Below are 21,317 nucleotides of genomic sequence, written 5' to 3'. Positions count from 1 at the left end.
ACCGAAGACCGTCGGTCACCGAGCAATCGGTTGAAGGTCCGGACGGGTCTGTTGTTCTTCGCGCAAGCGGCTCATCAGATACCCCGGCGGCCCACGCAGGAGGACGAGGCCAACACTATTGCTGCGCCCCGACCTGTCTGCGTCGGGGCGTTCGTCGTTTCCGGCCCGAAAGCCCTGCACTCCGGCCGATGGTCACCCATCCACGAGGAGGCATGCATGGCCAAGGCTGACAAGGCCACCGCGGTTGCCGACATCGCCGAGCAGTTCAAGGAGGCTTCGGCGACGCTCGTCACCGAGTACCGCGGGCTGACGGTGGCCAACCTCAAGGACCTGCGCCGTTCGCTCGGTGATTCCGCCACCTACACGGTCGCCAAGAACACGCTGGTCAAGCGTGCCGCGGCGGAGGCGGGCATCGAGGGGCTCGACGAGTTGTTCGTCGGTCCCACCGCGATCGCGTTCGTCAAGGGCGAGGCCGTCGACGCCGCCAAGGCGATCAAGAAGTTCGCCAAGGACAACAAGGCCCTCGTCATCAAGGGCGGCTATATGGACGGCCGCCCGCTGAGCGTGTCCGAGGTCGAGCGCATCGCCGACCTGGAGTCGCGCGAGGTGCTGCTGGCCAAGATGGCCGGCGCGATGAAGGCGAACCTGTCCAAGGCCGCCGGTCTGTTCAACGCTCCGGCGTCGCAGGTCGCCCGGCTGGCCGCCGCTCTGCAAGAGAAGAAGGCCGGCGAAGAAGCCGCTTAACCCGCCCCGACCTGCGATTTGTCGCGCACAGATCGCAACCAGATGTAAGTAGTAAGGAAAGGACCAAAAATGGCCAAGCTGTCCACCGACGAGCTGCTCGACGCGTTCAAGGAACTGACGCTGCTGGAGCTCTCCGAGTTCGTCAAGAAGTTCGAGGAGACCTTCGAGGTCACCGCCGCTGCCCCGGTCGCCGTCGCGGCTGCCGGCCCCGCCGCCGGTGGTGCCCCCGCCGAGGCCGCCGAGGAGCAGTCCGAGTTCGACGTCATCCTCGAGGGTGCCGGCGACAAGAAGATCGGCGTCATCAAGGTCGTCCGCGAGATCGTTTCCGGGCTGGGCCTCAAGGAGGCCAAGGACCTCGTCGACGGCGCTCCCAAGCCGCTTCTCGAGAAGGTCGACAAGGCTGCCGCCGACGATGCCAAGGCCAAGCTCGAGGCCGCGGGCGCGACGGTCACCGTCAAGTAACACCTCGCCGGCCAGTCCGGCGATACCACAACTGTGGGGTCGATCCAGCAAATGGGTCGGCCCCACAGTCGTTTTCCCGATGGGTCACAATCTGACCCCAGACACGTGTGGTGGCCTGCGGAGGTAGGCTACAGTGACTCAAGCCACAAGCGGGAAGACCTGTGGCGTGACGATGATTGGCGGAAGGATCTCGCGTGGGCATTGGTATCCAGATTGAGGGACTGACCAAGTCCTTCGGCCCCCAGCGAATCTGGGAGGACGTCACCTTCGACTTGCCGCCGGGTGAGGTCAGCGTTCTGCTCGGCCCCTCGGGTACCGGTAAATCCGTGTTCTTGAAGTCCCTCATCGGGCTGCTGCGCCCCGAGCGCGGCAAGATCATCGTCGACGGCACCGACGTGATCCAGTGCACCGCCAAGGAGCTCTACGAGATCCGCACGCTGTTCGGCGTGATGTTCCAGGACGGCGCGCTCTTCGGCTCGATGAGCCTCTACGACAACACCGCTTTCCCCTTGCGTGAGCACACCAAGAAGAAGGAAAGCGAGATCCGCCAGATCGTCATGGAGAAGCTCGAGCTGGTCGGTCTGGCCGGCGACGAGAACAAGTTCCCCGGCGAGATCTCCGGTGGTATGCGCAAGCGTGCCGGCCTGGCCCGCTCGCTGGTGCTCGACCCGCAGATCATCCTCTGCGACGAGCCCGACTCGGGCCTGGACCCGGTTCGTACCGCTTACCTGAGCCAGCTGCTCATCGACATCAACGCGCAGATCGACTGCACGATCCTCATCGTGACCCACAACATCAACATCGCCCGCACCGTGCCCGACAACATGGGCATGCTGTTCCGCAAGCACCTGGTGATGTTCGGGCCGCGTGAAGTGCTGTTGACCAGCGACGAGCCCGTCGTCCGGCAGTTCCTCAACGGTCGTCGTATCGGCCCGATCGGCATGTCCGAGGAGAAGGACGAGTCGACGATGGCCGAAGAGCAGGCCATGATCGACGCCGGCCACCACGACGGTGGCGTCGAGGAGATCGAGGGTGTGCCGCCGCAGATCCAGGCGACGCCCGGTATGCCCGAGCGCCAGGCCGTCTACCGCCGGCAGGCCCGGGTGCGCGAGATCATGCACACCCTGCCGCCCGCCGCGCAGGAAGCCATTCGCGAAGACCTCGAGGGCAGTAGCCAGTCTTCGTCGAATCAGTTCGGCGACGCTCCGACGACCCGGCACCGCACGGTCGACGACGAGGCGCCGACGGGCGCCATCCCGCGCGCGCAGCAGTAAGCCGCGACCGTGGACGCCGAGCCCGCGGCTCGCGTTCCGAAAGCCCGCACTCAGAAGGCCGGCCTTCAAAAAGCGACGTTCTGCCGGATCTGCGAGCCGCTCTGCGGCATGATCGCGACCGTCGAAGACGGCCGGTTGACCGAGCTGCGTCCCGATAAGGACCATCCGCTCTCGGCGGGATTCGCGTGCCAGAAGGGCATCGCGTTCGCGGAGGTGGTCAACGACCCCGACCGCGTCACCACCCCGCTGCGCAGACGCGCTCGCGCTGACGGTCTTCGCGCGAACGATCCCCCGCAAGCGGGAGGTGCCCCCACATCCGACGGCGGCTTCGACCCGGTGAGCTGGGACGAGGCGATGACCGACATCGCCGCCCGGCTCGGCGACATCCACCGCAGGCACGGCGCCGGCGCGATCGGTTGGTACTTCGGCAACCCGGGAGCGTTCAGCTACTCCTACACCCTGGCGCTCAACATGCTGATGGCCGGATTCGGGCTCGGTCTCTTCGGTCGCGGTCGGGGTCTGCACGTCTTCACCGCCGGTTCGCAGGACGTCAACAACCGCTTCGTCGCCAGCCAACTGCTCTACGGGTCGCCGCTCGCGCTGCCCGTGCCCGACGTGTTGCGCACGGATCTTCTCGTGGTCATGGGCGCCAACCCGGTCATCTCGCACGGCAGCGTGCTGACCGTGCCGCGGATCCGCGATCACATGCACGACATCGTCAAACACGGCGGCCGGGTGCTGGTGATCGACCCCCGACGGACCGAGACCGCGGCCCAGTTCGAATGGCTGGGCATCGTCCCGGACGGCGACGCCTACCTGCTGCTGTCGCTGCTGCACGTGATGTTCGGTGAAGGGCTCGTCGATCGGGCTCGACTGGAGCGGCTGGCCGACGGTGCGCGGTGGCTCGAGCGGTTGGCCGCGCCGTTCAGCCCCGAAGTCACCGAGGTGCACACCGGCATCGATCCCTGGACAGTGCGCGGCCTGGCCCGTGACCTCGTCCGCACCCAGCGAGCGGCGGTGTACGGCCGCGTCGGTACCAGCATCGGTGAGAACGGAACATTGACGACGTATCTCTTGGACGCGGTCAACCTGGTCGCGGGCAATCTCGATGTCCCCGGCGGCAGCATGTTCGGCCGGCTCGGACTGCCGGGGGAGCGGTGGCTCAACATGGCCGGCGGGGCCCTGCTGCGCACCGTCTACCGGCGCAAGCGCTCGCGCATCGGCGACTTTCCCTCCGTCCTCGGGTCCGAGCCCGCGGGAGTGATGGCCAAGGAGATCACGACGCCGGGACGCGGACAGGTCAGGGCGCTGTTTGTCGGCGCGGGCAACCCGGTGCTGTCGGTGCCCAACGGCGACGAACTGGAGACCGCTCTGCGGTCTCTGGAGCTGATGGTCGGGATCGACCTCTACGTCAACGAGACGCTCGCGCACTGCGATTACGTGCTGCCCGCGACGTCGATGTATGAGCGTGACGACTTTCCGCTGCCGTTCCAGACGCTGCAGCCCACGCCGTTCCGACAGGCCACCGAGGCCGTCATCGCGCCGGTGGGGCAGGCCCGGCGCGGAGTGGGAGATCATCGACGACCTGACCGCCAGGATGTGGCGGTCCACGCCGGGCCTGACCATGCTCGCCGTCGTCCGAAAAGCGTTGTCCATGTTCGGGGTTCGCTTCAATCCCCGGATGCTCGTCGACGCGGTGATCCGGCTGGCCGAGGGCGGCGATCGGTTCGGTCGACGGCGCGGGTTGAGCTTCTCCAAGCTCACGGCCGATCATCCGCACGGCCTCGTCCTCGCCGACCGTCTGCGCGCCGGGGTGCTCCGCGACACCGTCGTCTACCGCGGTCGTCGGGTGCGGCTGCGCCACGACGAGATCGCCGCCGAGGTCGACAAGCTGACGCGCCGCAGCGTGGCCGATGGTTATCCGATGCGGCTGATCGGCATGCGGGAGGCGCCGTCGGAGAACTCGTGGATGCACAACTCGCCGCTGCTGATGCGCGGCGAGCGCACACATCGGGCGCGCATGCACGTCGACGACGCGGCCACCCTCGGCATCGTCGACGGCGACACCGTGCGCATCTCGTCGCCGCACGGCGAGATCGAGCTGCCGGTCCTCGTGACCAAGGACATCGTCGCCGGGGTGGTCGCGGTGCCGCACGGATGGGGCCACAAGGGCACCGCCGGATGGCGTGTGGCCAACGGCGCCGGCGGTGCCAACGTCAACCGCTTGATGTCCAGCGATCCCGCCGACATCGAGAGCCTGGCCGGGATGGCCCGGCTGACCGGCGTGCCGGTGCGCGTCGAGCGCGCGGCCGCGCAGCCCGAGCGCGCGCAAACTTCCGCATAAGGCCGATTCGCGGCCAGCAAACCCGTTATCTTTCTCCCGTCGTCAAGCGGGAGAGGTCATGGTCGACCGGTTTCTGATGTGGTTGAGCGCGGGTGTCGTCACCGCGGGAATGTCGGCGGCCATGGTGGCCGGTGCAGGTGTGGCGATCGCCGACGACGGCTCGTCGTCGAACGCCGGTGGGACGAGCAGTTCCGAGTCATCGAATTCGGCTGACAGTCCGAAGGATTCGACCGATTCCCCGGCCGCCGCCGCGGCCGGTACGCAAACGCCCGGGTCGAACGCCACCCGCACGACCGGTGGCCCGCCGCGCACCCGGGTCGGCGCTCGACGCGCGGACGATGCGGCAGACGCCGCGAAGAAGTCCGACGCCACCGATGCGACGGACCGCAAGCCCGACCGGAAGCGCCCCGGTGCGACCCGCAAGAATGCCGCCACCACTACAGCGCAGGCAAACGACAGCACCCCCGCCGACAACGCCGCCAACGAAGGCCCATCGAACGAAGGCCCCGCCAACGACGGCGCCGAAACCGACGTCGACGCCGGCCAGGAGACGGAAACCGGCACCGCGATCACCGAAGAGCAGGTCACAGAGCAGACCATCGAAGAGGTCGTCGCCGACTCGCGTTCGGACCGTGACCATAGCGCCGACCAGACGACCACCGCGCTCTCGCGCAACGTCACCCGCATTGTGGCGGACGAGCACACCGTCGTCCGAATCGAAGCCGACAAGGTCGCCACGACGGCCGTCGCCGACACGACGGTCGGCACCGGCGTCCAATCCACCGAAGAGCGCACGGCGGTCGTCCTCGAGCAGCCGGAGGAGAACCTCGTCGAGCAGGAGTTCGCCGTCCAGCAGGTCGCCTACGCGACTCCGCTGACCGCGACGACGGCGACCGCGCCTCAGATTCCCACCCTCATCCGCGTGATCGGCACGATCGTGTTCGACCTGTATGGGTTGGCCACCCGGATCCTCGGCGGCCCGCCGATCCTCCCGGCGAACAGCACGGTCACCGTGCGCTCCTCGACGCTGCGGATCGACTGCGCTTGCGCCGAGGGGGAGGGCAAGGAGGTGCCCGCCGACTGGTACATCCCCAAGACCGCCGAGGACGCGCCGCCGGACCGGCTCATCTACCTCCAGCACGGCTTCCTCGCCAGCGGCCCCTGGTACAGCCACACCGCGGCGGCGCTCGCCGAACGCACGAACAGCATCGTCGTCGCCCCGACGATCACCTCGAACTTCTTCGCCCTCGACGGATGCTGGCTCGGAGGCGCGCCGATGCACGAGGCGATGGCGGGCCTGTTCAGCGAGGGGAACAACGCGCTGGCCGACAGTGCACACGCAGCGGGCTACGACGGGCCGATCCCGGATCGTGTCGTGCTGGTGGGCCACTCGCTCGGCGGTGGCGCGGTCTCCGGTATGGCGGGCCACATGGCCGGCGACACCCGCGTCGACCGGCTTGCGGGGGTCGTGCTGCTCGACGGCGTCGCCCTGGGAGATCCTGCGCAGATGACGGCGTCGCTGAAGAAGGTTCCGCTCGACATCCCGATCTACCAACTCGCCGCCCCGGTCTACATGTGGAACAACTTCGGCGCCGGCCTCGACGCGCTGGCCGCGGCGCGCCCCACCGGATTCATCGGCGTGACATTGGTCAATGGCTCGCACGTCGACTCCATGCGCGGCGGCAATCCCCTCATCCAGTTCGCCCAGGAGCTGGTCGCCGGGTTCACGCGTCCCGAGAACGCCGCGGCCGCGCAGATGCTGATGGTGGGCTGGGTCAACGACATGTTCGACCCGACGAGCTCCGAGGGGCTCTACCTCGAGCGTGGCGAGCGGTACAGCTTCGACACCCCGGCAGGGAAGGCCACCGTCGTCGCCCTGCCCAACACCTTGACCAAGCCGTACCTGTTGAACTTCCTGCGCCCGTTCATGTCGCTCGCCAACGGGCTCTTCAGCCTCGATCCGGTCTGCGTTCGCCAGTCCGTCGGATCGGCCGGGGTCGGACACTGCAGCGACACGATCGCCGCGTGAACGTAAAAGTCCACAACAACCCATGTTATCTCTTGACGGACGGCCGCCGAGGGGTCAATCTGTTGGGCAGCAATGTATGGACGGGTGAGAAGGGTTGAGTCGCCAGCCAGCGCCTCGATGCGTTCCATACATGCGGTTGGGTTGTGGATGTTGAGGAATACGCCGTCCTGCGGTACTGTTGGACGTTGCGCTGGCTGCATCCTGCCCACCTAAACCCGCACCTGACACCGAAGTCCTAGCCTGAGCCCAGCTCAGTGATCTAGTCGCGTGCCGTGCGTTCGGGAAGTTTGTGGTCGTGAGTGGCCAGCCGAACCGACGCAGATATCGCGACGAGCGGACCGGTGTTCACCGGCACGATAGTCGCATGAGGTGCTGGAAGGATGCATCTTGGCAGGGTCCCGCCCAAGCAAGACAGCAGAAGCTACTAAAAACTCCGTCCCAGGAGCACCAAACCGAATTTCTTTTGCAAAGCTCCGTGAGCCCCTCGAGGTTCCCGGGCTTCTAGATGTTCAAACCGAGTCCTTTGAATGGCTGATCGGCTCCGACGCCTGGCGTGCCAAGGCCAAGGAGCGCGGCGAGGAGAACCCCGTCGGCGGTCTCGAAGAGGTGCTCTCCGAGCTGAGCCCGATCGAGGACTTCTCCGGCTCGATGTCGCTGTCCTTCTCCGATCCGCGCTTCGACGAGGTCAAGGCCCCGGTCGACGAGTGCAAAGACAAGGACATGACGTACGCGGCCCCGCTGTTCGTCACGGCCGAGTTCATCAACAACAACACCGGTGAGATCAAGAGCCAGACGGTCTTCATGGGCGACTTCCCGATGATGACCGAGAAGGGCACGTTCATCATCAACGGCACCGAGCGTGTCGTGGTGAGCCAGCTGGTCCGTTCGCCGGGTGTCTACTTCGACGAGAACATCGACAAGTCGACCGAGAAGACGCTGCACAGCGTCAAGGTGATCCCGGGCCGCGGCGCGTGGCTGGAGTTCGACGTCGACAAGCGTGACACCGTCGGTGTGCGCATCGACCGCAAGCGCCGTCAGCCGGTCACCGTGCTGCTCAAGGCGCTCGGTTGGACCAATGAGCAGATCACGGAGCGCTTCGGCTTCTCCGAGATCATGATGTCGACGCTGGAGAAGGACAACACCGCAGGCACCGACGAGGCGCTGCTCGACATCTATCGCAAGTTGCGTCCGGGCGAGCCGCCGACCAAGGAGTCCGCGCAAACCCTGCTGGAGAACCTGTTCTTCAAGGAGAAGCGCTACGACCTGGCCCGCGTCGGTCGCTACAAGGTCAACAAGAAGCTGGGCATCACCGAGAACCCGGCTCAGACCACGTCGACCACGCTGACCGAAGAGGACGTCGTCGCCACCATCGAGTACCTCGTGCGCCTGCATCAGGGCGACAAGACGATGACGGTCCCGGGTGGCGTCGAGGTGCCGGTCGAGGTTGATGACATCGACCACTTCGGCAACCGTCGCCTGCGCACCGTCGGCGAGCTGATCCAGAACCAGATCCGGGTCGGCCTGTCCCGCATGGAGCGCGTCGTGCGTGAGCGCATGACCACCCAGGACGTCGAGGCGATCACGCCGCAGACCCTGATCAACATCCGTCCCGTCGTGGCGGCGATCAAGGAGTTCTTCGGCACCAGCCAGCTGTCGCAGTTCATGGACCAGAACAACCCGTTGTCGGGCCTGACCCACAAGCGCCGCCTGTCGGCGCTGGGCCCCGGCGGTCTGTCCCGTGAGCGCGCCGGCCTCGAGGTCCGTGACGTGCACGCCAGCCACTACGGCCGCATGTGCCCGATCGAGACGCCGGAGGGCCCGAACATCGGCCTGATCGGCTCGCTGTCGGTGTACGCGCGGGTCAACCCGTTCGGCTTCATCGAAACGCCGTACCGCAAGGTCAAGGACGGTGTTGTCACCGACGACATCGAGTACCTGACCGCCGACGAGGAGGACCGCCACGTCGTGGCGCAGGCCAACTCGCCGATCGACGAGAACGGCCGCTTCGTCGAGGACCGCGTGCTGGTTCGACGCAAGGGCGGCGAGGTCGAGTTCGTGTCGTCGAACGACGTCGACTACATGGACGTGTCGCCGCGCCAGATGGTGTCGGTGGCGACGGCCATGATCCCGTTCCTCGAGCACGACGACGCCAACCGTGCCCTGATGGGTGCCAACATGCAGCGCCAGGCGGTTCCGCTGGTGCGCAGCGAGGCCCCGTTGGTCGGTACCGGCATGGAGCTGCGCGCCGCGATCGACGCCGGCGACGTCGTCGTCTCCGACAAGGCCGGTGTGGTCGAGGAGGTCTCCGCCGACTACATCACCGTGATGGCCGACGACGGCACCCGGCACACCTACCGGATGCGCAAGTTCGCGCGTTCCAACCACGGCACCTGCGCCAACCAGCGTCCGATCGTCGACGCCGGCCAGCGTGTCGAGGCGGGTCAGGTCATCGCCGACGGGCCGTGCACCGAGAACGGTGAGATGGCGCTGGGCAAGAACCTGCTCGTCGCGATCATGCCGTGGGAGGGTCACAACTACGAGGACGCGATCATCCTCTCCAACCGCCTGGTGGAAGAGGACGTGCTCACCTCGATTCACATCGAGGAGCACGAGATCGACGCCCGCGACACCAAGCTGGGCGCCGAGGAGATCACCCGGGACATCCCGAACGTCTCCGATGAGGTGCTGGCCGACCTCGACGAGCGCGGCATCGTCCGCATCGGCGCCGAGGTCCGCGACGGCGACATCCTGGTCGGCAAGGTCACCCCGAAGGGTGAGACAGAGCTGACCCCGGAGGAGCGGCTGCTCCGCGCGATCTTCGGTGAGAAGGCGCGCGAGGTCCGCGACACGTCGCTCAAGGTGCCGCACGGTGAGTCCGGCAAGGTCATCGGCATCCGCGTGTTCAGCCGCGAGGATGACGACGAGCTGCCCGCCGGCGTCAACGAGTTGGTCCGCGTCTACGTCGCGCAGAAGCGCAAGATCTCCGACGGCGACAAGCTGGCCGGACGCCACGGCAACAAGGGCGTCATCGGCAAGATCCTGCCCGTCGAGGACATGCCCTTCCTGCCCGACGGCACCCCGGTGGACATCATCCTGAACACCCACGGTGTGCCGCGTCGTATGAACATCGGTCAGATCCTGGAGACCCACCTCGGGTGGGTGGCCAAGAGCGGCTGGAAGATCAACGGGTCGCCCGACTGGGCGAGCGCGTTGCCCAAGGAGCTGCTCGAGGCCGAGGCGGGAAGCATCGTCTCGACACCGGTGTTCGACGGTGCCCGCGAAGCGGAGCTGCAGGGTCTGCTCTCGTCCACGCTGCCCAACCGCGACGGCGAGACGCTCGTCGACGAGGACGGCAAGGCGATGCTGTTCGACGGTCGCAGTGGCGAGCCGTTCCCGTATCCGGTGACGGTGGGCTACATGTACATCCTGAAGCTGCACCACCTGGTGGACGACAAGATCCACGCTCGCTCCACCGGCCCGTACTCGATGATCACCCAGCAGCCGCTGGGCGGTAAGGCGCAGTTCGGTGGCCAGCGGTTCGGCGAGATGGAATGTTGGGCCATGCAGGCTTACGGCGCGGCGTACACGCTGCAGGAGCTGTTGACCATCAAGTCCGACGACACCGTCGGCCGGGTCAAGGTGTACGAGGCGATCGTCAAGGGCGAGAACATCCCCGAGCCGGGTATTCCGGAGTCGTTCAAGGTGTTGCTCAAGGAACTCCAGTCGCTGTGCCTCAACGTCGAGGTGCTGTCTTCGGACGGCGCCGCGATCGAGATGCGCGACGGCGACGACGAGGACCTGGAACGCGCCGCGGCGAACTTGGGAATCAACTTGTCGCGCAACGAATCTGCTTCTGTTGAGGATTTGGCCTAAGAAGGCTTTGGTTACTAATCCCGAAAGGGGAAAGGGAGTTACGTGCTAGACGTCAACTTCTTCGATGAGCTCCGAATCGGTCTCGCCACCGCCGACGACATTCGTCAGTGGTCCTACGGCGAGGTCAAGAAGCCGGAGACCATCAACTACCGCACGCTGAAGCCGGAGAAGGACGGCCTGTTCTGCGAGAAGATCTTCGGACCGACTCGCGACTGGGAGTGCTACTGCGGCAAGTACAAGCGCGTCCGCTTCAAGGGCATCATCTGTGAGCGCTGCGGCGTCGAGGTGACTCGCGCCAAGGTGCGCCGTGAGCGGATGGGCCACATCGAGCTGGCCGCGCCCGTCACGCACATCTGGTACTTCAAGGGTGTGCCCTCGCGTCTGGGCTATCTGCTCGACCTGGCGCCGAAGGATCTCGAGAAGATCATCTACTTCGCCGCCTACGTCATCACCGCCGTCGACGACGAGATGCGTCACAACGAGCTGTCGACGCTCGAGGCCGAGATGGCCGTGGAGCGCAAGGCCGTTGAGGATCAGCGCGATCTCGATCTGGCCGAGCGGTCGCAGAAGCTCGAGGCCGACCTGGCCGAGCTGGAGAAGGAAGGCGCCAAGAGCGACGTGCGCCGCAAGGTGCGCGACGGCGGTGAGCGCGAGATGCGCCAGATCCGCGATCGGGCCCAGCGCGAGTTGGACCGGCTCGAGGAGATCTGGAACACCTTCACCAAGCTGGCGCCCAAGCAGCTCATCGTCGACGAGGTGCTCTACCGGGAACTGCAGGACCGCTACGGCGAGTACTTCACCGGTGCGATGGGTGCCGAGGCGATCAAGAAGCTCATCGAGAACTTCGACATCGAGGCCGAGGCCGAAGAGCTGCGTGAGATCATCCGAAACGGCAAGGGGCAGAAGAAGCTCCGCGCGCTGAAGCGGCTTAAGGTGGTCGCCGCGTTCCAGCAGTCGAGCAACTCCCCGATGGGCATGGTGCTCGACGCGGTTCCGGTGATCCCGCCGGAGCTGCGCCCGATGGTGCAGCTCGACGGTGGCCGGTTCGCCACGTCGGACCTCAACGACCTGTACCGCCGCGTCATCAACCGCAACAACCGGCTCAAGAGGCTGATCGACCTCGGCGCGCCCGAGATCATCGTCAACAACGAGAAGCGCATGCTTCAGGAGTCGGTGGACGCGCTGTTCGACAACGGCCGCCGCGGCCGCCCGGTCACCGGACCGGGCAACCGTCCGCTCAAGTCGCTGTCGGATCTGTTGAAGGGCAAGCAGGGTCGGTTCCGCCAGAACCTGCTCGGCAAGCGTGTCGACTACTCCGGCCGTTCGGTCATCGTGGTCGGCCCGCAGCTCAAGTTGCACCAGTGCGGTCTGCCGAAGCTGATGGCCCTCGAGTTGTTCAAGCCGTTCGTGATGAAGCGTCTGGTGGATCTCAACCATGCGCAGAACATCAAGAGCGCCAAGCGGATGGTCGAGCGCCAGCGCCCGCAGGTGTGGGACGTCCTCGAAGAGGTCATCGCCGAGCACCCGGTGCTGCTGAACCGCGCACCGACGCTGCACCGCCTCGGCATCCAGGCCTTCGAGCCGCAGCTGGTGGAGGGTAAGGCCATTCAGCTGCACCCGCTGGTCTGCGAGGCGTTCAACGCCGACTTCGACGGTGACCAGATGGCCGTGCACCTTCCGCTGTCGGCGGAGGCGCAGGCCGAGGCTCGCATCCTGATGCTGTCGTCGAACAACATCCTGTCGCCGGCGTCGGGTCGGCCGTTGGCCATGCCGCGTCTGGACATGGTGACCGGCCTGTACTACCTGACGACGATGGTCGAGGGCGACAAGGGCGAGTTCGCCCCTGCCGCCAAGGATCAGCCGGAGACCGGTGTGTACAGCTCGCCCGCCGAGGCGATCATGGCGATGGACCGCGGTGCGCTGAGCGTGCGCGCCAAGATCCGCGTGCGGCTGACGCAGTTGCGCCCGCCGGCCGACATCGAGGCCGAGCTGTTCCCGGACGGCTGGAAGCTGGGCGACGCCTGGACCGCGGAGACCACGCTGGGCCGGGTCATGTTCAACGAGCTTCTGCCGCACGGATATCCGTTCGTCAACGAGCAGATGCACAAGAAGGTCCAGGCGCGGATCGTCAACGATCTCGCCGAGCGCTTCCCGATGATCGTGGTTGCGCAGACCGTGGACAAGCTCAAGGACGCCGGCTTCTACTGGGCCACCCGCTCGGGTGTCACTGTGTCGATGGCCGACGTGCTGGTGCCGCCGCAGAAGCAGGAGATCCTGGACCGCTACGAGAAGGAAGCGGACCAGATCGAGAAGAAGTACCAGCGCGGTGCTCTCAATCACGACGAGCGCAACGACGCCCTGGTCAAGATCTGGCAGGACGCCACCGAAGAGGTCGGCGAGGCCCTGCGGGCGCACTACCCGAAGGACAACCCGATCATCACGATCGTCGACTCGGGTGCCACGGGTAACTTCACGCAGACCAGGACCCTGGCCGGCATGAAGGGTCTGGTGACCAACCCGAAGGGTGAGTTCATCCCGCGCCCGATCAAGTCTTCGTTCCGCGAGGGCTTGACGGTGCTGGAGTACTTCATCAACACCCACGGCGCCCGAAAGGGTCTGGCGGACACCGCTCTTCGTACGGCCGACTCGGGTTACCTGACCCGTCGTCTGGTCGACGTGTCGCAGGACGTCATCGTTCGCGAGACCGACTGCGAGACCGAGCGCGGCATCAACGTCACGCTGGCCGAACTGCAGGGCGACTCCTTGGTGCGCGATCAGCACATCGAGACGTCGGCCTACGCGCGGACGCTGGCGCAGGACGCGGTCGACAAGGACGGCAACGTCGTCGTCGAGCGCGGCCACGACCTGGGCGACCCGGCGATCGAGGCGCTGCTGGCAGCCGGCATCACCGAGGTGAAGGTCCGCTCCGTGCTGACCTGCGCCACGGGCACCGGCGTGTGTGCGATGTGCTACGGCCGTTCGATGGCGACGGGCAAGCTCGTCGACATCGGCGAGGCCGTCGGTATCGTCGCCGCGCAGTCCATCGGCGAGCCCGGTACGCAGCTGACCATGCGCACGTTCCACCAGGGCGGCGTCGGTGAGGACATCACCGGTGGTCTGCCTCGCGTGCAGGAGCTGTTCGAGGCCCGTATCCCGCGGAACAAGGCGCCGATCGCCGACGTCACCGGCCGGGTGCGCCTCGAAGAGGGCGAACGCTTCTACAAGATCACCATCGTTCCCGACGATGGTGGCGAAGAAGTGGTGTACGACAAGCTCTCTCGTCGTCAGCGCCTGAAGGTGTTCAAGCACGACGACGGCACCGAGCGCCTGCTCGCCGACGGCGACCATGTCGAGGTGGGCCAGCAGCTGATGGAAGGTGCTGCCGATCCGCACGAGGTGCTGCGTGTCCAGGGCCCCCGCGAGGTGCAGATCCACCTCGTCAAGGAGGTCCAGGAGGTCTACCGCGCTCAGGGCGTGTCGATCCACGACAAGCACATCGAGGTCATCGTCCGGCAGATGCTGCGTCGCGTCACGATCATCGACTCGGGTTCGACGGAGTTCCTGCCCGGCTCGCTGACCGAGCGTGGCGAGTTCGAGACCGAGAACCGTCGGGTGGTCGCCGAGGGCGGCGAGCCCGCGGCCGGTCGTCCGGTGCTGATGGGTATCACGAAGGCATCGCTGGCCACGGACTCGTGGCTGTCGGCGGCGTCGTTCCAGGAGACCACGCGCGTGCTCACCGATGCGGCGATCAACTGCCGCAGCGACAAGCTGCAGGGTCTGAAGGAGAACGTGATCATCGGCAAGCTGATCCCGGCCGGTACCGGTATCAACCGCTACCGCAACATCCAGGTTCAGCCGACCGAGGAAGCACGGGCCGCGGCGTACACGATCCCGTCCTACGAGGATCAGTACTACAGCCCGGACTTCGGCCAGGCCACCGGTGCCGCGGTGCCGTTGGACGACTACGGCTACTCGGATTATCGGTAACTAGTCACGGAGATGCCCCCGGGTTCGCCCGGGGGCATTTTCGTTGGCCCGGGCCGTCCCCCGGGTGCGAAAGTGTCATCATTCGACCTGATGCTGGCGAATATCGGGTGGTTCCTCGCCGGGCTGGCCGCGTTGATCGTCGGTGCCGAGGTGATGGTCAAGGGCGGGTCCCGCCTGGCCGCCCGGCTGGGCATCAGCCCGATCGTGGTGGGCCTGACCGTGGTGTCGATCGGCACCAGCATGCCGGAACTGGCCGTCGGCGTGACGGCCGCCGGTCAAGGTAGCGGGGCGTTGGCGGTCGGCAACATCGCCGGGACCAATGTGGTCAACCTGTTCCTGATATTGGGGTTGAGTGCGGCGATGGTCCCGTTGGTCCTGCAGTTGCGGACCATTCGCCTGGAGCTGCCGATGATGGCGGTGGCCGCGCTGTTGTTGTTCGTGCTCGCGGCCGACGGTGTGTTGACGCGTACCGACGGCGGCATCCTGTTTGCCGGTGCGATCGTCTACACCGTCGTGGTGATCCGGTCGGCGCATCGGGAATCGCACGCTGTCGTCGGCGAATTCGCGCAGGCCTATACCGAGGATGCGGCGGAAGAGCCCTCCGGCGGTCGCCGTCAGACGCTGCGTGAGGCCGCGATGCTCGTCGGCGGCATCGCGCTGGTGGTGGTCGGAGCCGAATGGCTCGTCGACGGTTCGGTCGGAATGGCCCGCGAGTTCGGCGTCTCCGATGCGCTGATCGGACTTACCGTGGTGGCCATCGGAACCTCGGCGCCGGAACTGGTGACCACGGTGATGTCGACGCTGCGCGGTGACCGCGACATCGCAATCGGAAACCTGGTGGGCAGCAGCATCTACAACATCGCGCTGATACTCGGCGTCACCTGCCTGGTGCCCGCGCACGGCCTGGAGTTGCCGTCGAGCCTGGTGCGTATCGACATTCCGATCATGGTGATTGTCGCGCTGCTCTGCATTCCGATCTTCATCACCGGTCGACGTGTCAGCCGCACCGAGGGCGTGCTGATGGTGACGGCATATCTGGGATATCTGACCTTCCTGCTCGCCACCCAGAGCTGACCTATGCCGGCCGGCGCTCGGGGGCGGTGAACGCCTCCAGATTGTCGTGCAGGAACTCGCGAAGGGTGATCGGTTCGCGGCCGATGAGTTCACCCAACGCCTCCCGGTCGGCGGGAAGCGTGCGTCCGCTCGTGGCGACCATGTGGCCGACAGCGGAGATATGCTGTGCCATCGCCGGATTGACGACGTGAGCCGACTCGGCCAGCTTCTCGAGATCGGAGCGCCACTCGTCCCGAGTGACGGCCTCGTAGCGGATGGGACGGCCGGTCATGTCCTCCAGCGCCGCGGCGATGTCGGCGTGGCTGAACACCTCCGAACCCTTGACGTAGTAGACGGGCTCGGGGAAGCGGTCAGGATGCAGTAGTGCCATCAGCCCCAACTCGGCAGCGTCGCCACCGCTGACCCAGGCGACCTCGTTGTCTCCGAACGAGTTCCGGATCAGCCCGTGGTCGCGGACGGAGTCGCTGTGCGGAACGGCGAGGTTTTCGTGAAACAGCGCCGCGACCCGCAGGATGACCAAATCGAGGCCGGCCCATTCCAAGATCTGCTCGGCGAGCCACTGCGCGCGGCCGAGGTCGCTCGGGCTGTCGGGGTGGGCGGGGCCCATCGACATCACCACCGTGCGGGGTCGCCGCCCCACTTCGCGCACCGCCGCGGCGTAATTGGCGGCGGCCGCAACCACTCCGGCATCGATCGGGTACGTGAAGTACGCCAGGTCCACGTCCGTCAACGCGGGTAGCAGGCTGGGGCGATCGTGAAGATCGCCGACCACGACCTCGGCGCCCAGGCCGGCAAGGCGGTCGGTGCGCTCGCTGAGTGTGCGCACGAGCACCCGGACCGCATGGCCCTCGTCCCTGAGCCGACGCACGAGATGCTCGCCGGTGTTGCCGTGGCGTCCGGTGGCACCGGTCACCAGAATCGGGTTGTCTGACATCAATTGGGTCCCTTTCGGATCAGTCGAACGTGAACAGCACCTTGCCGCCCCGTTCGGGCGTCTCGGCATGGGCGAAGGCCTTGGCGTACTCGTCGAGGTGGTAGGTCCCCTCGACCGGTACCGACAGCTCGCCGTCGGCCACCAGGCTGGCGAGGTGGGTGAGCGTGTGTTTGATCTCGGGCCGCGGCGCGCGCGAATACCAGTTGCCGAGCCAGAACCCGGTGAAGGTCACCTCTTTCGCGAACAGCGTCGCCGGCGACGGTCCGGTCGGCGCTCCGGTCAACGAGCCGTAGGTGATCGCCGTTCCGCGGAACTTCAGCGCGGCGACCAGTTCTGCGGCGAGTGTGCCACCCAGCGGGTCGATGACCAGGCTCAGTTCCTCGCCGCCGAGTTCGCGCTTGATGTCGGACGCCAGGTCGGGTCCGCTGACGAGTACGACGTCACCACCGGCCAGACGGATCTCTTCGGCGGCGTCCTCGCGGCGAACCACGTTGAGCGTCTTCAATCCTCGCCGTTTGGCCAGTGCTACCACGAGGCGACCGACCGCTGAGTTCGCCGCGGTTTGGCCGACCCAGTCACCGGCCTTGAGGTTGATGCGCTCGAGCAGCAGATGCGCGGTCGGGGGATTGATTGTCAGCATCGCCAATTGCAGCGGGTCGGTTTCAGCGGGCACCTCGACCACGTCGTCTGCGGCCACGGAGATCTGTTGTGACCAGGTGCCGTATTCGTACGTGGGCAGCACGATCACGCGCTTGCCGATGATGGCGCGGTCCACGCCGGGGCCGGCTTCCGTGACGAGGCCGACGCCCTCGGCGCCGACGGTCGCAGGCAACTCGGGGCGGACGAGGTACTTGCCGCGGACCAGTAACAGGTCCGACGGGTTGATCGCGGCGGCCTCGAGACGGACCGAGACCTGGCCATGGGCGGGGGGCGCTGGCGGTTCGTCGACGAGCTGGACGGAATCCTCGGGGTCGCCGAACTGGGTCAACACGAGATGCTGCATCAGAAACCTCCGTACTTCGACGCTGTGGCATCAAAGTACACCGATCGGTTTCCAACATGCTAGATGTTGTGATGCTTCAGATATTCGGGAATACCGCGCGGCGTGATGCGTTCGCGCGGAGAGCATCTGTCCTAGACGGTCTGGTCGAAGTACCTCAGGCGCGGCGTGGGGCAGGATACCGATCGGTATACTGGGGCGATGACTGAGCAGGCTCCGGTGCGCGGGGGCCGGGGCGCGCGAGAGCGCCTGGCCGCCACCGCGACCAAGCTGTTCTACCGCAACGGCATCAACGCCACCGGTATCGAGGCGGTGATCCAGCACGCCAAGGTATCTAAACGCACGCTGTATCAACACTTCTCGAGTAAGGGCGAGCTCGTCGAGGAGTACCTGCGGAGGCTCAACGAGTCGGGCACCCCGATGGAGCGTCCGCTGGACCGGTCGGACTTGGCACCTCGGGAGCGGCTGCTGGCGATTTTCAACGCTCCACCGGTCGAGAAGTTTCGCGGCTGTCCGTTCCACAACGCAGCGGTGGAGTCGGCCGGAGCGTGGCCCGAGATCGACGACCTGGTGCGTGCGCACAAGAGGCGTTTCGCCGAGCGGCTCATCGCCGTCGCCGACGAGGCCGGCGCCCGCGACGCCTATGCGCTCGGTAACCAGTTGATGGTGCTGTTCGAAGGCGCCACCGCCCTGGCGACGTCGCTAGACGACACCGCGGCGCTGCTGCATGCCCGCTCGGCGGCAGCCCAGTTGATCGACGACGCCACTGACGGTGTCGGGCATCCCGCGTGAGTTGGTGAGGCGGGCTCCTCAACGCGGCTCGTCCCTCGCCGCTTGATTGTCGCCCGCCTAGACTCGGCCACGTGCTCATCGGTTCGCATGTACACGGAGACGACCCCCTGGCCGACGCCGCCGCTGACGGTGCCGACGTCGTGCAGTTCTTCCTTGGCAACCCGCAGACCTGGAAGAAGCCCAAGCCGCGCGAGGACGCCGACGTGCTCAAGGCGTCCAGCATCCCGCTCTACGTCCATGCGCCGTACCTGATCAACGTCGCCTCCGCCAACAACCGCGTGCGTATCCCGTCGCGAAAGATCCTGCAGGACACCTGCGACGCGGCCGCCGAGGTCGGCGCGACGGCGGTCATCGTGCACGGCGGTCACGCCGACGACAAGGACTGGGACGCCGGTTTCGAACGCTGGGTCAAGGCGCTCGACTACCTCGAGACCGAGGTGCCGGTGTACCTGGAGAACACCGCGGGCGGCGACCACGCGATGGCCAGGCACTTCGACGTCATCGCCCGGCTGTGGGACCACATCGGAGACAAAGGCATCGGGTTCTGCTTGGACACCTGCCACGCCTGGGCCGCCGGCGAGGCGCTGGTCGACGCCGTCGACCGCATCAAGGCCATCACCGGGCGCATCGACCTGGTGCACTGCAACGACTCGCGTGACGCCGCCGGTTCCGGCGCAGACCGGCACGCCAACTTCGGCACCGGTCAGATTGACCCGCAGCTGCTCGTGGCGGTCGTCAAGGCCGCCGACGCCCCGGTGATCTGCGAGACCGCGGACGAAGGGCGCAAGGATGACATCGCGTTTCTGCGCGAACACCTCGACTAGCTCGCTGGTCACGATCCGCTAACCGAACGGTCCTCGAACCGTGGGTGACGTCGGGGTGAACTAGATTCATCCGAGTGGCCGCGGTCGACCAGTCATCTGTCGCGGTGTCGAGCGCTGCTGAGCGGTCCGACGCCCGCGCACGTCGGCTCGCCATCGTGCGATGGGTCGCAATCCTGACGTGGGCCACCGCCATCGTCTACCGGACCGTCACGTCCGGATTCGCCTTCAATCGCGAACTCGTCCTGCTCTACATCGCGACCGGGCTGCTGGCCGCGAGCATCGGGCGGGGACGCCGCATGCTCTACGTCATCTGGGACTGGCTGCCGTTCGCGCTGATACTCATCGCCTACGACCTGAGCAGGGGCGCGGCCGACATGGTCGGTCGACCGACGCTGTGGGAGTGGCCGGCCGACGTGGACCGTTGGTTGTTCAGCGGCACCGTGCCCACGGTGTGGCTGCAGGAGCAGCTCAAACAGGCTCATCCTCCATGGTGGGAGGTCGTGGGCAGCTGCGTGTACATGTCCTTCTTCATCCTTCCCTACGTGGTCGCCGGAGTGCTGTGGCTGCGCAATCGGGACGAGTGGAAGGCGTTCGTGCGGCTGTTCGTCGGGTTGAACTTCGCAGGCCTGCTCATCTACGCCCTGGTGCCCGCCGCGCCACCGTGGGCGGCGGCCCGCTGCACTCCGGCCGAGATCGAGGGCGGACCGGCCGACGCCCGCTGCATGTTCCGCTCCGCGCGCGGAGTGCCCGACGGTGGTGTGCTCGGGGCGATGCAGTCCAGTCAGGACGGCGCGAACCAGTGGATCGAGCGAATCGTCGGAAGGGGCTGGGGCAACCTCAACCTGCACTCGGCGACCGCACTGCTCGATGCGGGCCAAGCCAGCGTCAACCTGGTAGCGGCGATCCCGTCTCTGCATGCGGGGATGACCGCGGCCATCGCTGCCTTCCTGTGGCACCGCGTCCACGGAGCCTGGCGTCCACTGCTCGCCGCCTATGTACTCGTGATGGCGTTCACGCTGGTGTACACCGCCGAGCACTACGTCATCGACATCCTGTTGGGATGGGCGCTCGCCGCCGCGGTGATCTTCGTCCTCAACCGCTACGGGAAACGTCGCCGGGCCAGGACCTCGCAGGCGCCGGACCCGTCGGCGTCGGCAGTGGTCGGACCCGATGAACCCGACGCAGCGGCGGAGCCCGCAGGAACCGAACCCGTCGAGCCCGAACCCGTCGAGGCCGAGTCCCTCGTCGTGGCCGAGCCGAGCCGCCGCGTGGTCGCCGAGCTCGACAGCCGCTGAGCGACAGCCACAGCAGTATTACAGCTATTGTGCAGTTGTTGGTGAAAGTGTAATAGTGGTCGCATGGCAGATACGCATGTCGTCACCAACCAGGTCCCTCCGCTGGAGGACTACAACCCGGCGACCTCGCCGGTCCTCACGGAGGCGCTGATCCGCGAAGGCGGCGAATGGGGGCTCGACGAGGTCACCGAGTTGGGCGCGTTGTCGGGCTCGCAGCAGGCGCAGCGCTGGGGTGAGCTGGCCGACCGCAACCAACCGATCCTTCGCACACACGACCGCTACGGCCACCGCGTAGACGAAGTCGAGTACGACCCCGCCTACCACTCGCTGATGAAGGTGGCCATCGGGCACGGGCTGCACGCCGCGCCGTGGGCCGACGATCGGCCGGGCGCCCACGTCGTGCGCGCCGCCAAAACGTCGGTGTGGACCCCCGAGCCTGGCCATATCTGCCCGATCTCGATGACCTACGCCGTCGTCCCCGCCCTGCGAGCCAACCCCGAACTCGCCAAGGTCTACGAACCACTGCTGACCAGCCGCCAATACGACCCCGAACTGAAGGTGCCCACCACCAAGGTCGGCATCACCGCGGGTATGTCGATGACCGAGAAGCAGGGCGGGTCCGACGTGCGCGCGGGCACCACGCAGGCGACGCCGAACGCCGACGGCAGCTACAGCCTGACCGGCC

At 66.6% G+C, this 21,317-nt stretch carries 12 protein-coding genes and 2 pseudogenes; 12 read left to right on the top strand and 2 right to left on the bottom strand.

What is annotated here, in order from left to right; genetic code table 11:
• Positions 1 to 216 precede the first annotated feature (216 nt).
• From rplJ to A5698_RS20885, 8 genes and pseudogenes are all read left to right on the top strand, one after another.
• Complete coding sequence (gene rplJ, locus A5698_RS20920; protein ID WP_059101516.1) at positions 217 to 744, top strand: 50S ribosomal protein L10; 528 nt, start codon at positions 217 to 219, stop codon at positions 742 to 744.
• Between the two features lie 69 nt (positions 745 to 813).
• The gene (gene rplL / locus A5698_RS20915; RefSeq protein WP_064345556.1) at positions 814 to 1,206 is read left to right on the top strand and encodes a 50S ribosomal protein L7/L12; all 393 of its coding nucleotides are present in this window, start codon (positions 814 to 816) and stop codon (positions 1,204 to 1,206) included.
• 194 nt (positions 1,207 to 1,400) lie between these two features.
• Positions 1,401 to 2,480 carry an ABC transporter ATP-binding protein gene (locus A5698_RS20910; RefSeq protein ID WP_067090896.1) on the top strand — a complete coding sequence of 360 codons (1,080 nt, stop codon included), beginning with the start codon at positions 1,401 to 1,403 and terminating at the stop codon, positions 2,478 to 2,480.
• A gap of 108 nt (positions 2,481 to 2,588) precedes the next feature.
• Positions 2,589 to 4,824 (top strand): annotated as a pseudogene (locus A5698_RS20905) (molybdopterin-containing oxidoreductase family protein).
• 58 nt (positions 4,825 to 4,882) lie between these two features.
• Entirely contained in the window at positions 4,883 to 6,853 is a 1,971-nt protein-coding gene (locus tag A5698_RS20900) for an alpha/beta hydrolase (protein WP_068300650.1), read from the top strand.
• 387 nt (positions 6,854 to 7,240) lie between these two features.
• On the top strand, positions 7,241 to 10,726 hold the full coding sequence (rpoB, locus tag A5698_RS20895; RefSeq protein WP_082964051.1) for a DNA-directed RNA polymerase subunit beta: 3,486 nt from the start codon (positions 7,241 to 7,243) through the stop codon (positions 10,724 to 10,726).
• Positions 10,727 to 10,768: 42 nt separating this feature from the next.
• Positions 10,769 to 14,713 (top strand): DNA-directed RNA polymerase subunit beta', encoded by a 3,945-nt coding sequence (locus A5698_RS20890; protein WP_068300648.1) that lies wholly within the window; start codon positions 10,769 to 10,771, stop codon positions 14,711 to 14,713.
• A gap of 90 nt (positions 14,714 to 14,803) precedes the next feature.
• On the top strand, positions 14,804 to 15,787 hold the full coding sequence (locus A5698_RS20885) for a calcium/sodium antiporter (protein ID WP_068300646.1): 984 nt from the start codon (positions 14,804 to 14,806) through the stop codon (positions 15,785 to 15,787).
• Position 15,788: 1 nt separating this feature from the next.
• On the opposite strand, the gene A5698_RS20880 is transcribed toward A5698_RS20885, so the two are convergent.
• Both A5698_RS20880 and A5698_RS20875 read right to left on the bottom strand, forming a co-directional pair.
• Complete coding sequence (locus A5698_RS20880; RefSeq protein WP_068300643.1) at positions 15,789 to 16,721, bottom strand: NmrA family NAD(P)-binding protein; 933 nt, start codon at positions 16,719 to 16,721, stop codon at positions 15,789 to 15,791.
• Positions 16,722 to 16,740: 19 nt separating this feature from the next.
• Positions 16,741 to 17,724 (bottom strand): zinc-dependent alcohol dehydrogenase family protein, encoded by a 984-nt coding sequence (locus A5698_RS20875; RefSeq protein ID WP_068300641.1) that lies wholly within the window; start codon positions 17,722 to 17,724, stop codon positions 16,741 to 16,743.
• Positions 17,725 to 17,922: 198 nt separating this feature from the next.
• On the opposite strand from A5698_RS20875, the gene A5698_RS20870 reads away from it, so the two are divergent.
• The 4 genes and pseudogenes from A5698_RS20870 to A5698_RS20855 form a co-directional block, all read left to right on the top strand.
• Complete coding sequence (locus A5698_RS20870; RefSeq protein ID WP_068300639.1) at positions 17,923 to 18,513, top strand: TetR/AcrR family transcriptional regulator; 591 nt, start codon at positions 17,923 to 17,925, stop codon at positions 18,511 to 18,513.
• Positions 18,514 to 18,584: 71 nt separating this feature from the next.
• Positions 18,585 to 19,337 (top strand): deoxyribonuclease IV, encoded by a 753-nt coding sequence (locus tag A5698_RS20865; protein ID WP_068300637.1) that lies wholly within the window; start codon positions 18,585 to 18,587, stop codon positions 19,335 to 19,337.
• A gap of 74 nt (positions 19,338 to 19,411) precedes the next feature.
• The gene (locus tag A5698_RS20860) at positions 19,412 to 20,632 is read left to right on the top strand and encodes a phosphatase PAP2 family protein (protein ID WP_068300635.1); all 1,221 of its coding nucleotides are present in this window, start codon (positions 19,412 to 19,414) and stop codon (positions 20,630 to 20,632) included.
• A gap of 63 nt (positions 20,633 to 20,695) precedes the next feature.
• Positions 20,696 to 21,317, top strand: a pseudogene (locus tag A5698_RS20855) (DNA alkylation response protein); the annotation flags it as partial.

This window comes from Mycobacterium sp. E136 (assembly GCF_001666865.1).
Lineage (GTDB): Bacteria > Actinomycetota > Actinomycetes > Mycobacteriales > Mycobacteriaceae > Mycobacterium.
Note: the sequence above shows the minus strand (reverse complement) of the source record. Positions and strands in the feature narration are given on the sequence as shown.

Coding starts and splice junctions, on each gene's coding strand:
- rplJ (WP_059101516.1), top strand. CDS start 217: ATGGCCAAGGCTGACAAGGCCACCGCGGTTGCCGACATCGCCGAGCAG.
- rplL (WP_064345556.1), top strand. CDS start 814: ATGGCCAAGCTGTCCACCGACGAGCTGCTCGACGCGTTCAAGGAACTG.
- A5698_RS20900 (WP_068300650.1), top strand. CDS start 4,883: ATGGTCGACCGGTTTCTGATGTGGTTGAGCGCGGGTGTCGTCACCGCG.
- A5698_RS20885 (WP_068300646.1), top strand. CDS start 14,804: ATGCTGGCGAATATCGGGTGGTTCCTCGCCGGGCTGGCCGCGTTGATC.
- A5698_RS20880 (WP_068300643.1), bottom strand. CDS start 16,721: ATGTCAGACAACCCGATTCTGGTGACCGGTGCCACCGGACGCCACGGC.
- A5698_RS20875 (WP_068300641.1), bottom strand. CDS start 17,724: ATGCAGCATCTCGTGTTGACCCAGTTCGGCGACCCCGAGGATTCCGTC.
- A5698_RS20870 (WP_068300639.1), top strand. CDS start 17,923: ATGACTGAGCAGGCTCCGGTGCGCGGGGGCCGGGGCGCGCGAGAGCGC.